11 protein-coding genes are annotated in these 12,646 nt (G+C 65.9%); 10 read left to right on the top strand and 1 reads right to left on the bottom strand.

All coding sequences use genetic code 11. From position 1 onward, the window contains the following. The first annotated feature begins 861 nt into the window (after window positions 1–861). The 4 genes from HW837_RS22405 to HW837_RS22420 are packed head-to-tail and all read left to right on the top strand — an operon-like array spanning window position 862 to window position 5,805. Window positions 862–2,100 (top strand): substrate-binding domain-containing protein, encoded by a 1,239-nt coding sequence (locus HW837_RS22405; protein ID WP_237270300.1) that lies wholly within the window; start codon window positions 862–864, stop codon window positions 2,098–2,100. Between the two features lie 35 nt (window positions 2,101–2,135). Next, window positions 2,136–3,746, top strand: a complete 1,611-nt coding sequence (locus HW837_RS22410) for a sugar ABC transporter ATP-binding protein (protein ID WP_193380140.1) — start codon at window positions 2,136–2,138, stop codon at window positions 3,744–3,746. After that, the gene (locus HW837_RS22415) at window positions 3,743–4,759 is read left to right on the top strand and encodes an ABC transporter permease (RefSeq protein ID WP_237270301.1); all 1,017 of its coding nucleotides are present in this window, start codon (window positions 3,743–3,745) and stop codon (window positions 4,757–4,759) included. The genes HW837_RS22410 and HW837_RS22415 overlap by 4 nt, the downstream gene beginning before the upstream one ends. Continuing rightward, window positions 4,756–5,805: an ABC transporter permease gene (locus HW837_RS22420; RefSeq protein ID WP_196789164.1), complete on the top strand. Its 1,050-nt coding sequence runs from the start codon at window positions 4,756–4,758 to the stop codon at window positions 5,803–5,805. The genes HW837_RS22415 and HW837_RS22420 overlap by 4 nt, the downstream gene beginning before the upstream one ends. Before the next feature lie 87 nt (window positions 5,806–5,892). On the opposite strand, the gene HW837_RS22425 is transcribed toward HW837_RS22420, so the two are convergent. Beyond that, on the bottom strand, window positions 5,893–6,789 hold the full coding sequence (locus HW837_RS22425) for a LysR family transcriptional regulator (RefSeq protein ID WP_193380141.1): 897 nt from the start codon (window positions 6,787–6,789) through the stop codon (window positions 5,893–5,895). A 326-nt stretch (window positions 6,790–7,115) separates the two neighbouring features. Here HW837_RS22425 and HW837_RS22430 point away from each other — a divergent pair, with 326 nt between their 5' ends. The 6 genes from HW837_RS22430 to HW837_RS22455 all read left to right on the top strand — a co-directional run bounded on the left by HW837_RS22430 (window position 7,116) and on the right by HW837_RS22455 (window position 12,627). After that, a complete protein-coding gene (locus HW837_RS22430; protein ID WP_408994920.1) occupies window positions 7,116–8,525 on the top strand; it encodes an NAD-dependent succinate-semialdehyde dehydrogenase in 1,410 nt (469 codons plus the stop codon). Further along, window positions 8,522–8,905, top strand: coding sequence for a carboxymuconolactone decarboxylase family protein (locus HW837_RS22435; RefSeq protein ID WP_193380142.1), 384 nt, complete (start codon window positions 8,522–8,524; stop codon window positions 8,903–8,905). The genes HW837_RS22430 and HW837_RS22435 overlap by 4 nt, the downstream gene beginning before the upstream one ends. Continuing rightward, window positions 8,902–9,810: an NAD(P)-dependent oxidoreductase gene (locus HW837_RS22440; RefSeq protein ID WP_193380143.1), complete on the top strand. Its 909-nt coding sequence runs from the start codon at window positions 8,902–8,904 to the stop codon at window positions 9,808–9,810. Before HW837_RS22435 ends, HW837_RS22440 begins: the two co-directional genes overlap by 4 nt. Continuing rightward, on the top strand, window positions 9,803–10,177 hold the full coding sequence (locus HW837_RS22445; RefSeq protein WP_055632776.1) for a hypothetical protein: 375 nt from the start codon (window positions 9,803–9,805) through the stop codon (window positions 10,175–10,177). The genes HW837_RS22440 and HW837_RS22445 overlap by 8 nt, the downstream gene beginning before the upstream one ends. A gap of 3 nt (window positions 10,178–10,180) precedes the next feature. Continuing rightward, window positions 10,181–11,095, top strand: a complete 915-nt coding sequence (locus tag HW837_RS22450; RefSeq protein ID WP_193380144.1) for an alpha/beta fold hydrolase — start codon at window positions 10,181–10,183, stop codon at window positions 11,093–11,095. A gap of 161 nt (window positions 11,096–11,256) precedes the next feature. After that, window positions 11,257–12,627 (top strand): MFS transporter, encoded by a 1,371-nt coding sequence (locus HW837_RS22455; RefSeq protein WP_193380145.1) that lies wholly within the window; start codon window positions 11,257–11,259, stop codon window positions 12,625–12,627. Window positions 12,628–12,646 lie beyond the last annotated feature (19 nt).

Genomic DNA, 12,646 nt, shown 5'->3' on the forward strand with positions numbered 1-12,646 from the left:
CCCGCGAAGCGCCGCAGCTCGTGCCCGCCCCATGGGTGCGGGGAGTGCCGGGTGCCGGAGGGCCCGTTCGTACACGCGCTGACGTGCCCCACGCGTGGGTCTGTGGGCTGTTCCCGGTGGTCAAGGGATTCTACGTGGCGCTCCGCCGGTCCTGACGTGCGCCCTTGCGTGCGGACGGCTGTGAGTCATGGTCGTCGACCGTGCCCGGATCGGCTGCGCCTACGGCCTCTGCGTATCCCGGAGAAGCCCAGCTGAAGACGAGCGAGGGCCAGGTCGCGACGGATGTTCTCGCCGTCGGGACCGAAATCGATCAGGGGTGGTGGGGGTGAGGAGTGTTGAGGATCTTTGCCCGCCCTCTTGTCCGCGCCTGTCGACGGTATTACTGTCTGCTCGCCGCAGTGCATCGGGCGGCGGAGCGACGATCAGGCGCGGCTGATCGCCCGCGAAGGTCATCGGCGTCGAGCTTCCGGCGAACCGCCGGTATGCCAAGCCCCGGCGGGCCCATCCGTACGAGCCGCATTTCCCTCTATCCCCTTCCGGGGCAAGCAGATTGAACCGGAGGAAAAATCTCTCACCATCACTCTCACAGTGATCGGCGGTGGCTTCGTCGGTACATCGCCGTTCTGGCTTTATGTGAGGGAACGGGGCGCTCAGTGACAGCCGAATGGATCCGACGGCGAGGATCACGATCATTTCGCCGCTCAAGACGGACACCGACGATCGGGTGCTGCCCGGCCGCTTACGTTTCCACCCCCCTCTGTCGCTGACGTTCGGCCATAGCGCTAGTACGCATGCCGCGAGGGCTCAGAAGCTCATCGCCGCCTCTCGAACACTGTCCACAGGGCGATGCAAGCCCCTCCGATGAAGGAACTCACCTTGTTGAAACGAACCCAACTTGCCCTGCTTGCGGTGCTCGCCGCACTGGTCCTGGCAGTCGCCGGGTGTGCCGGATCGAACCAGAACGGAGCGGAGTCCGGCACACCGAAGTCATCACAGCAGGGGCTGAAATCGCTGCCGAGCGACATAAGAGCGGCCTACACGGACTTTGACGGACCGACCGGCTCATCGCCCTTCGCGAATTTCAAGCCGAAGCAGAGCCCACCATGGACCATCGGATACGCCAGCTCGTACGCCGGCAACACGTGGCGATCCGGATCGCTCAACCAGCTGCAGAACGTACTCGTCCCCGCCTACAAGAAGGCAGGGCTGGTGGACAAGATGATCGTGACCCAGTCCAACCTCAATGATTCGACCCAGATCCAGCAGATACGTCAGCTGGTCAACCAGGGCGCCGACATCATTCTGCTGTGCTGCTCGTCCGCGGCCATCAACCCTGCCGTCACCTACGCCCAGGCGCGTGGCGTGCCTGTCGTGACGTTCTCGGGATACACATCGGCCGAGGGATCGGTGAACGTGTACGGCAACTATGTCCAGGGCGGTGCCGCCATGGCCGACTTCGTGGCCAAGCAGATGGGCGGCAAGGGCAACATGCTCCTCGTCACCGGCATACCCGGAGCCGCATCCAGTGACAGCGTCGACAGGGGTGTCAAGAAGGCCCTGAAGAAGTATCCGAACATCAAGCTGGTCGGAACCGTGGCCGGACAGTGGACCGATCAGATCGCGAAGACCGAGGTCCTGAAGTTCCTCTCCACCCACCCGCAGAAGATCGACGGCATCGTCACGCACTCCGCTCAGGAGATCGGTGTGATGCAGGCCGTCCTCGAATCAGGGCGCAAGCTGCCGCCGATGACCATCGGAGGTGAGAAGGGCGCTGCCTGCTACTGGACGAAGCATCCGGAGTGGAAGACCCGGCTGTTCAACGTGTGGCCGCCCGGAAGCGAGGCGACCGGTGCCATGAGCATCATGGTCCGCATCCTCCAGGGGCAGGGTCCCAAGGTCCAGTCGATCACCCGCAATCTCACCGAGTACGGCATCGACGAGGTCCGCGCGATCACGCCGAAGGGTTGTGACGTCAACGACGCGACGTGGATCGAGCCCAAGGACTGGTTCACCGAGAAGTATCTCGACAACTTCTTCCTGCGGCCCAAGGCCCCGCTCGGCAAGGACATCGCGGTTCCGGGCAGCGGGAGCACGGGATGACACGTGCTGTGCGCCTACACCGGAAGGAGGACACCATGACCGCCGAGGCCACCTCTGGCCCGCAGGACGCGAGCAAGACCGCACGGAACGACAACGCGGACGATGTGATCTGCGTGCGCGATGTGCGCAAGGCGTTCGGCGACACCAAGGCGCTGCAAGGGTGTTCGTTCACGGCCCGGCGCGGCGAGGTCCACGCGATCGTGGGGGAGAACGGCAGCGGCAAGAGCACGCTCGCCAAGATCATCTCTGGTGTCTTCTCCGCCGACTCGGGGACCGTCGAACTGCAGGGCCGCACGCCGAGCAGCCCCGCGCATGCGCGAACGCTCGGTGTGGCCACCGTCTTCCAGGAGGTCCTCCTGGCGGAAGGCATGACCGTCTTCGACAACCTCTTCATCGGCGCGGAAGGGCCCCGGACCCGGAAGGGGCCCAGGGCCGAGCAACTGCGCCGGGTCGCAGCGGTGTTCACCGAGTTGCTCGGTGAAGCACTCGACCCGTATGGCCTGGTCGACGACCTTCCGCTGAGCATGCGCCAGTGGGTCACCATCGCACGGGCTCTGCTCAGCGAGCCGCGTGTCCTCATCCTCGACGAATCCACGGCGGCCCTGGACCACTCCGGGGCCGAGCGGCTCTACGAGGCAGTGGTCCGCCTCAAGGCCGCGGGGATGTGCGTGCTCATCGTGACGCACCGGATCGAGGAGCTGACGAGGTTCGCCGATCGGGCCACCGTCCTGCGCAACGGCGTGGATGTCGGCACGCTCGAGGGTCCGCAGATCACCCAGAACCGTCTCCTGGAGATGATGACCGGGGACACCGCCCACTTCGGCGAGGGGGCGCCGACCGCGGCACTTCCGCCGCCCGTGCCACAGGGGGAACGTGCCCCCGTGGTACGTGCGTCCGGTGTACGCCTCCGCCATGGTGCGGCGCCGTTCGACCTGGACGTGACCGACGGCGAGATTGTCGGCGTCATAGGGCTGGACGGTCAGGGACAGGCCGGGTTGATCCAGGCAGTGGCCGGCATCCGGCCTGCGGCCGAAGGAACGATCACCGTCGCCGACAGGCAAGGGAACAAGCTGCGGATCACCAGGCAGAAGGACGCGGCGGACGCCGGCGTCGCCTACATCCCCGGGGACAGGAAGCTCGAAGGCACCTTCCCCAACCTGTCGATCCTCGAGAACTTCGGTATGCCCCTGTTCCGCACCCAGCGGTCCGGAGGCGTGATTCGATTCGGAGCGGTGCAGAAGGCTTTCGAGGAGCAGCGGGCGGCGTTGTCGATCCGTCTGAATCGGCCCTCGGCGCCCATCGGCACCCTGAGCGGAGGCAACCAACAAAAGGTACTCATCGGCCGGGCACTCGCAGCCGATCCCGGGGTCGTTCTGCTCAACGATCCCACTCGCGGGGTCGACATCTCCGCGAAGCACAGCCTCTACGACCTACTGCGTCGGCTCTCCTCACAGGGAAGTACCGTCCTGTTCCTCTCCTCGGAGATCGTGGAGTTCATCGGGCTCTGCCACCGCGTCGCCGTGTTCCGCGACGACTCGCTGTTCACCACGTTGCAGGGCGAACAGATCACGGTGGATGGCGTACTCGCCGCCATGTTCGGCCAGGCAGACGGCATTCCCGGCAAGGAAAAGGAGTCGGGATCATGACCGTGAAAGACAGTTCCCTCCTTCGTCGGCTCGCCGATCGCCATGGATATGCGGCTGTTCCCCTGGGCCTCCTGGTGTGTCTGCTCGCGCTCGCCGCTGTTCGCGGCCCTCACCTGTTCACCAGCGACGGAGCGGCTTACGCGATCGTCAGCGCCGCACCGCTCATCATGGCCACGATGGCCCTGACTCCGATCGCCATGGCCGGCCGGGGAGGGGTGGACCTGGCGATCGGGCCGCTCGTGGGATTCGTCAATGTGGGCCTGGTGTTCTGGCTGATCAAGTCCGGAGTGACCAGCCCCCTGTTCATCATCGCCTTCGCGATCGGGGTGTCGGTTCTCTTCGAGGTCGTCCAGGGCCTCCTCATCGCCGGTCTCAGACTGCAGCCGGTCATCGTGACGCTGAGCGGATTTCTGGTACTGGCCGGTGTCAACCTGATGATTACCGACAGGCCCGACGGCATGACGCCCGCTTGGCTGACCGCCTGGGGTACGCCGACGTCGGTACTCTCACCGGCAACGGGCGTCCTCGTGGCAGGTTTCGTCATGTGGACACTGATCGCGCGGACCTCTTTCTTCCACAACCTGCGGGTCATGGGGTTCAACGAACGCACCGCGTACGCAAGCGGCGTACCACTCGTCCTGACGCGCGTCGGCGCGCACGCCATCGCGGGGGTTTACGCTGGTCTCGCCGGCGTGCTCTACACCGCGGTGATCGCCTCGGGCGATCCGGCGTTCGGTCAGCAGTACACGCTGATCGTCGTCACCGCGCTGCTGCTCGGCGGCATCAGCGTCGGCGGCGGCCGCGGGGGTGCGCTGGGTGCGGTCGTCGGGGCGATCGATGTCTTCCTGATCAGTGATGCCCTGGCGACATTCGACTTCGGGGCCGGTGCCAGCTTCGTGGTGCAACTTGTGTACGGCTTGATTCTGGTTCTCGCGTTGGCGGTCGGGACCGTCTTCGCGAGGAGCGGTCTGCGAAGGCGACCTCGCCATGGCCGAGTGGAGGTGCTCGCATGAGTGGGGTGTCCGTGCGCAACAGTGATGACGTCGCTGGGGACGGCCGCGTACAGCAGGGCGCTACGCGTGCTGTTCTGCGCAAGTCGGCGACGAACAGCAGCCTCATGGCCGGCATCCTCGTGATCGCCCTCGTCCTCACCGGCATCCTCGCGGTGGACGGCTTCGGGTCGGGCACGAACCTCAGAACCATGCTGGTGTTCGGCGCGTTCCTGGGCATCGTGTGCATAGGCCAGACGCTGTGTGCGCTCCTCGGCGAGCTCGATCTCTCGATCCCGTTCGTCGTCGGTGCCGCCAACATCGTGATGCTCTGGCTCCTCGGCCAGGGGCTGTCCTCATGGTTCAGCGTCCTGATCGTCGTCGTGCTGGCGCTCGGGATGGGGACGATCACGGGCTTGGTCAGTTACTTCCAGCCCGGTAGGTCTTTGATCCTGAGCTTGGGCATGGGCTTCGCTGTGCTGGGAGGCGCGCAGATCGTCGTCGGTATCGGTGCCGACCAGGCGGGGACTGTGTACGGTCGCGTTCCCGGATGGCTCACCGACGCCGGGTCTGCCAACGGCAGCTTCCTCGGGACCGGCATCGGACTCACGGTGTGGCTGTGGGCCGCGCTGTCCGTTGTGGTCATCCTCGTCCTGCGCCGCACCTGGCCGGGGCGCGGACTGTATGCCATGGGAGGCAACCGGACGGCTGCCGACAGAGCCCTGGTGCCGCAACTCGGCATCTGGCTGGGCACCTTCGCCCTCAGCGCCGCGATGGCATCGGTCGTCGGCATCCTGCTGCTCGGGTTCAGCGGAGGTGCCTTCGCCGATGTCGGCCGCCCGTACCTGTTCACGACGGTCGCGGCGGTCGTCGTCGGTGGCACGTCGCTGCTTGGTGGCCGCGGCGGATACGGGGCCACGGTGCTGGGCGTCGCGGTCATGACCCTGCTGGGGACGGTTCTCGTGGGACTGGGGCTCTCCGCAGCGGCGCAGCAGGCGGTGCTCGGTCTGCTCATCGTGCCCATGGTCGCCCTGTACGGGCGTCAACCGCACCCCCGCACCCAGATATAGGGCAGTGCACGGAAGTGGTTCCCGCCATGCGCACAGCATGGCGGGAACCACTTCCGTGCTGTTCGACGACAACACGGGCGTCCAGGCTCAGGCGGCTCGGGGGGCCTGCTGCTCGGAGAGGTCGGCCAGGTGCGCCCTGACTTGCCGTACGAAGGCCCGCAGGTTCGCGGAGCGGGCGTCACGGCGCCAAGTGAGCCATGTCTCCGCACGTCCCAGGTCACCTTGGATGGGGTGGCAGGTCACCCGGTTGCTTCCGGGCAGGGACTCGTAGAGGCAACGCGGCATCATGCAGATGCCGGCTCCCGCGGCCACGCACGCGAGCATGCTGTAGTAGGACGAGATTTCCACCATCCTTCCGGGTTTGATACTGCTCTCCTCCAGCCAGTCCTCGAATCTCTGGCGGTAGGAGCAGACGGTGCCGAAAAGGAAGACAGTTGGGTTCGACTGCCGGAAATCGTCGTCGATCGTCTTCACCGGTTCGGGGGTGAGGATGACCAGATTCTCGGTGAACGCGTGCATTCCCGTGAGAACCGGGGAGGCGGGTGGGCCGTCGGTGAAGACTGCGCTTACCTGACCCTTGAGTACATGATCGAACAGCATGCCGGAGGCTCCGGCTTCCAGTTCGAGGTCAACTTCCGGGTAGCTCAGATGGAACTCGGCCAGCAGTGAAGGGATCCGTACGGCAGAGGTGCTTTCGAGAGCGCCGATGCGGAATCGGCCGTGGGGCCGCTCTCCGTTGGCCAGGGACTTCGCCTCGCCGGCGATGTCGATCAACCGGCGCGCGTATTCGAGGAATGCCTCCCCTTCGGCGGAGAGGGTGACCTGTCGCTTGTCACGCAGAAGCAGGTCCATACCCAGCTCTTTTTCCAGGTGCCGGATACGGGTGGAAACGTTGGAAGGGGCTCGTAGCAACTTCTCGGCAGCAGCGGTGATCCCACCATGCTCGGCCACAGCCACGAACATCTCCAGCTGGGCGAATTCCATCGTTCTCTCTCGCTGAAGTTTAGGTTCTGAAACTGCTCGTTCACAGCAGCGTGACACTCTCCTAACCTTTTATCAAGCGGTCGCCGGCCCTGAGAAGCGAGGAGGGGCCCGGCGACACGGAGAGACCAATGCAGGGGCTCACCAGCCGCCCCCACACGGAATCGGTCCCGCGCCGTGCACACGGCGCTCACCTTCGCCGGACCGGCAGGACTGAGGACACAACCGTCCGCTGTCGGCTCCACCGGATGCCCGTTCACTCACTGCACCGCGCGGAGCTGTCCACCCACTTTGCGCATTTCCCCACTCGGCTCCGAGAGGACCAGATTGTGACTCTGCAAGCAGCACCCGCGGCCGCGAGGTCGGTCAATCCCGCCACGGGAGAGGTGATCGACACCTACCCGTTCGTCGATGGTGACGAACTGGACGCCGTCCTGCGCCGTGCCCGGCAAGGTTTCGCACAGTGGAGCCAGAGCAGTCCCGAGGTCCGGTGCGCCGCTCTGGCCCGCATGTCCCGGCTGCTGCTGCGGGATGTGGGGGAACTGGGCGCGCTGATCACGGCCGAGATGGGCAAGCCCATCACGCAGGCCCGTGCCGAAGTGGAGAAAGCGGCCTGGGTAGCTTCCTGGTACGCCGGCAACGGCGCGAAGATGATCGCCGACGCTCCCACCTCGATCGGACCTGCGGCTCATGTGGCCTACCGTCCGCTGGGACCGGTGCTGGCTGTGGAGCCGTGGAACTTTCCTGTCTGGCAGGTGATGCGAGGGGCGATCCCGATCCTGCTGGGCGGCAACGCCTACGTTCTCAAGCCCGCCCCGAACGTGGTCGGCTGTGCTCTGGCCGTCGAACGGTTGTGGCGGGAGGCCGGAGTTCCGGAGGGGGCGTTCAGCGTCCTCAACGCCGACAACGACGTGGTTTCCCAGGCCATCGCTCATCCGGCCATTGTGGGTGTGACGGTCACGGGCAGTGTTCGTGCGGGCTCGGCCATCGCCGCCCAGGCCGGGCGGGCGATCAAGCGCAGTGTGCTGGAACTGGGGGGCTCGGACGCCTTCATCGTTCTCGGCGACGCGGACCTGAACGCGGCCGTGGAGGCGGCGATCCACGGCCGGTTCCAGAACAGTGGGCAGATCTGCATCGCGGCCAAGCGCATCATCCTCGACCAGGCCATCGCGGACGCGTTCACCGAGCGGTTCGTGGCCGAGGTGCGCAAGCTGACGGTAGGCGACCCCACCCAGGAATCGACCTACATCGGGCCCATCGCCCGCGACGACATTCGCCAGGAGATTCACCGCCAGGTCGAGCGCACCGTCGCCGAGGGTGCCCGGCTTCTGACGGGAGGGGGTCCGATCGAGGGACCGGGCAGCTTCTTCCAGCCCACCGTGCTCGCCGATGTCACGCCGGCCATGACGTCCTTCCGTGAGGAGATCTTCGGCCCTGTCGCCTCTCTGGTGGTGGCCGAGGACCTCGAGGACGCCCTCGCGATGGCCAACGACTCCCAGTTCGGCCTGAGCGCCAGCCTGTGGACCGGCGATGCGGACCTCGCTTCCCGCGTGGCCCAGCGTCTGGAGGTGGGCGGGGTGTTCATCAACGGCATAGCGGTCTCCGACCCCCGGATCCCCATCGGTGGAGTGAAGAACAGCGGCTACGGCCGCGAACTGTCCCACTTGGGGGTCCACGAGTTCACCAACATCCAAGCCGTGTGGAACTGCACACCCGGTTTCGAAGGAGCAACACGTTGAACAAGGAACTGTTCGAGAAGGGCCTGGCCACTCGCCTAGAGGTGCTCGGTGACGCCTACGTCCAACGCAGCCTCGACGGTGCCGATGACTTCTCGATGCCGATGCAGGAACTGGTCACCCAGTACTGCTGGGGCGATGTGTGGGACCGCCCAGGTCTCGAGCGATCTCAGCGCAGCCTCATCAACCTGGCCATGATCAGTGCCCTGAACCGCCCGCACGAGCTGAAAGTGCATGTGCGCGGTGCGGTCCGCAACGGGGTGACCAAGGAGCAGATCCGGGAAATCTTCCTCCAGGTCGCGGTCTACTGCGGAGCCCCTGCCGCCCTCGAAAGCTTCCGGCTGGCACGAGAGGTCTTCGCCGAAATGGAGGCCGAGGCATGACCACCATCGGGTTCATCGGCCTGGGCAACATGGGTTTCCCCATGGCTCAGCGCCTCGTCCAGGCCGGACATGCCCTGATCGTCCACGACCACAACACTCAGGCCGTCGAGAAGTTCCTGGCGGCCCATTCCACTGCCGCCACGGCAGGGACCGCCACCTGGCAGCGCGCCGACATCATCATCACGATGCTGCCGACCTCCGCCATCGTCGAGGCCGCTCTGCTCACCGGTCAGGTCGTGGCCGCGGCCTCACTGAACACCCTGTTCATCGACATGTCCTCGGCCGAACCCAGCCAATCTCAGCAGCTGGCGGTCACCCTGGAGAAGAAGGGCATGCGCTATGTCGATGCCCCGGTCTCCGGGGGAGTGCGAGGAGCGCTCAACGGCCAGCTGGCCATCATGGCCGGCGGGACCGCCGCCGACGTGCGTGAGGCAAAGCCGCTGTTCGAGGTGATGGGCAAGTCGCTCATTCACGTCGGGGGACCCGGCTCCGGGCACGCGGCCAAGGCCCTGAACAATCTCGTCTCGGCCGCGTCGGTGGCCGTCACAGTCGAGGCGCTACACATCGGGCAACGGTTCGGAATCGCACCACAGACCCTGACCGACGTGCTGAACGCCTCCTCCGGGCGCAGCAACACCTCGGAGAACAAGGTGACCCAGTTCATGCTCTCGGGCAGCTTCCGTTCCGGATTCCCCATCGGACTGATGACCAAGGACGTGGACATAGCCATCGCCCTGTCCGAGGAACTGGGCGTCGACGCGGAGCTCAGTCACCACTGCGCCGATGTGTGGCACCAGGCCGTCGACAACGGTTTCGCCGCCGAGGACCACACGAGGATGTACGAGATCCTCGACCGCCCCGACACCACCCCCCGTACCACACAGGAAGGACACGCCCATGCGTGACTTCGCGGCTGTGCTGCAGCAGGCCGACGAGGACTTCGAGTTCTCCCGGGAGATGCGCTACTACACCGGCAAGCTCCATGTGACCATCGGTGACCAGGCGTGGCTGGCCGTCTACGACGACGGCCGCCTCCTGTCAGCGGACCCGAGCGACATCGATCCCGAGGATGCGGCGATCGCCGTGTCGGGCACCCGCGAGCAGTGGGAGGAGATGACCGCCGAGCACCCGCGGCCGTTCTTCCAGTCGCTGCAGAGCTCTTCCATCAAGCACGGCGTGCGGCTGAGCAACACGGACCAGCTCTACGCATATCTGCCGGCCCTGAACCGGCTGATGCAGATCTTCCGCCAGCTCAACGCCCAGGGAGCGTGAACCATGGCCAGGCATGAACCGATCACCGGACGCTACGTCTACCTGACCGTGGAAGACGTCGAGTACCGCGTCTACTACGAGGAGGCCGGTCAGGGCATCCCCCTGATCGTGGGCCACACCGCCGGCTCGGACGGGCGGCAGTACCGGCACCTGCTCAATGATCCGGAGGTCACCGACCGCTACCGCGTCATCGCATTCGACCTGCCCTACCACGGCAAGTCCCTGCCGCCGCACGGAGTGCCGTGGTGGACGCAGGAGTACCAGATGACCAAGGCGCGCATGATCGCCTTCCCCAACGCGCTGGCCGAGGCCCTGGAACTGGATCGGCCGGTCTACATGGGCAGCTCCATGGGCGGGCACCTCGCCATCGACCTGGCTTCCCAGTGTCCCGACCGCTATCGGGCGACCATCGCCGTGGAGGGGGCTTTGCGTTCAGCCGCCGAGTATGTCGATGTGGGAATGGCGGGGATCCGCCGGGAGTTCGACAACCCGAACGTGGCCCGCACTTCCACCGGGGCCGCGATGCTGCTGAACATCTCCCCGTACAGCCCCGAGGAGAACGTCCGGGAGCTCCAGTGGGAGTACCAGTGCGGCGGACCGGGCGTGTTCGCGGGCGACCTCTATTACTACTACTACGACCACAACGTCTCCCCCGAGGAGGCGCGGGCCATCGACACCGACAGATGCATGCTGTACCTGCTCACCGGTGAGTACGACCCGAACACCTCGCCGGCCGACACCAAGGAGTTGGCCGACCTCGTGCCCGGGTGCAAGTACTGGGAGATGCCCAGACTCGGCCACTTCCCGGTGACCGAGAACTACGAGGAGTTCCGCAGGTACCTCCTGCCGATTCTGCTGGAGATCGAGGATGGCTCCGAGGTGTCCGCCCCCAGTGGGTCCGGCAGCCTGAGCCTGTAGTCCGCAGGCGGAGGCCGACCTGACCAACCGGCCTCCGGCCCCCTTTCCCTTTCAGCCGCATGAGGCGCATCGCCCTCATGTCGCATGCGCACACACCCTCCGTTCGCGACTTTCGGTAATTGATTGACAGCGAACGGTAGCTAACTCCTGGAGGTGGGTCGATGACGATCCAGAGCGAGAACAGCTGGCGGCCTCGGCCCGTCACCAATCGACAGATCACCTACGCCACCGTGCTGGCCTTCCTGGCCTGGGCGTTCGCGGTCTACGACTTCATTCTCTTCGGCATTCTGCTGCCGGAGATAGGCAAGGACCAGGGCTTGGACTCGGCCGAGCAGGCCACTCTCGTCACCTGGATGTCCATCGGCGCAGTCGTGCTCGGCCTGCTGGCCGGGCCGGTCGTCGACAAGTTCGGCCGGAAGGCCGGCGTGGCCGTCACCACGGCCGGAGCCGGTGTCGCCTCGGCCCTCACAGCTCTGGCAGGTGTCGTGCCGGCCTGGGGGCTGGTCGCCATCCGTTCCCTCAGCGGCCTGGGCCTGTCCGAGCAGGGTGTCAACGGCGCCTACCTCAGCGAACTCTATGGGGCCTCGGACGATCCGCGAATCAAGAAACGTCAGGGCTTCATCTACTCCCTGGTACAGGGCGGTTGGCCGGTCGGAGCGATCCTGGCCGCCGCACTGACGGCAGTGATGCTCCCGATCATCGGTTGGGCCGGGTGCTTCCTGTTCGCTGCGGTTCCGTCTCTGGTCATCGCGCTCCTCGCACGCAAGCTGCGGGAGTCCCCGCAGTTCGAGGCCGTGCAGAAGCTGCGACAGCTGCAGTCCCTCGGCGCGCGCCGAGAAGCCGAACAACTCGCGGTCACCCTGGGCGTCGAAGAGTCCGAGACCCGCAGCACCCTGGCCGACATCTTCCGCGGCAGCGGCCTGCGTACCACGCTCTCCCTGGGGCTCGGACACATCCTCAACTACTTCCCCGTACAGGTCTTCAGCGTCCTGGGCACCACCGTACTCATCAACGTGCACCATGTGTCGTTCACGAACTCGCTGGTCATCCTGCTGATGTCCAACGTCATCGCCTACTTGGGCTACCTCACCCACGGATTCCTGGGGGACCGGTTCGGCAGGCGCAACGTCATCGCCGCCGGCTGGGTCACCGGAGGCCTCGTCTTCACCGCAATGATCTACGGGCCCAGCAACTTCTGGACCGTCGTCGCGCTCTACAGCATCGGGACCTTCTTCCTGATCGGTCCCTACTCGTGCGTCCTCTTCTTCGTGGGCGAGAGTTACGAGACGCGTATCCGAGGCCGCGGCGCCGCCTTCGTCGCGGCGGTCGGTCCGATCGGGGCGATCCTCTCCTCCGCCCTGGCAGCCACGCTGCTGAGCAACCACGGCACCTGGGCCACCGCCGCGTTTCTCTTCGGCGCGGTCCCGTGCACCCTGTCAGGCCTGGCGGTCCTGTTCTCGCGGAAGCGCCAGAGCGTCGCCGCGCCGGTACGTGCCGGCCGCCACGCTCGGAAGACCGAGCCGGCCATCTGATGTCGCGCCCCTGCCCGCC

Origin of the sequence: Streptomyces caniscabiei, from assembly GCF_014930365.1 — a bacterium.
Lineage (GTDB): Bacteria > Actinomycetota > Actinomycetes > Streptomycetales > Streptomycetaceae > Streptomyces > Streptomyces caniscabiei.

Excerpts from the sequence above, each read along its gene's own strand:
- HW837_RS22405 (WP_237270300.1), top strand. The coding sequence starts at position 862 with ATGAAGGAACTCACCTTGTTGAAACGAACCCAACTTGCCCTGCTTGCG.
- HW837_RS22410 (WP_193380140.1), top strand. The coding sequence starts at position 2,136 with ATGACCGCCGAGGCCACCTCTGGCCCGCAGGACGCGAGCAAGACCGCA.
- HW837_RS22415 (WP_237270301.1), top strand. The coding sequence starts at position 3,743 with ATGACCGTGAAAGACAGTTCCCTCCTTCGTCGGCTCGCCGATCGCCAT.
- HW837_RS22420 (WP_196789164.1), top strand. The coding sequence starts at position 4,756 with ATGAGTGGGGTGTCCGTGCGCAACAGTGATGACGTCGCTGGGGACGGC.
- HW837_RS22425 (WP_193380141.1), bottom strand. The coding sequence starts at position 6,789 with ATGGAATTCGCCCAGCTGGAGATGTTCGTGGCTGTGGCCGAGCATGGT.
- HW837_RS22440 (WP_193380143.1), top strand. The coding sequence starts at position 8,902 with ATGACCACCATCGGGTTCATCGGCCTGGGCAACATGGGTTTCCCCATG.
- HW837_RS22445 (WP_055632776.1), top strand. The coding sequence starts at position 9,803 with ATGCGTGACTTCGCGGCTGTGCTGCAGCAGGCCGACGAGGACTTCGAG.
- HW837_RS22450 (WP_193380144.1), top strand. The coding sequence starts at position 10,181 with ATGGCCAGGCATGAACCGATCACCGGACGCTACGTCTACCTGACCGTG.
- HW837_RS22455 (WP_193380145.1), top strand. The coding sequence starts at position 11,257 with ATGACGATCCAGAGCGAGAACAGCTGGCGGCCTCGGCCCGTCACCAAT.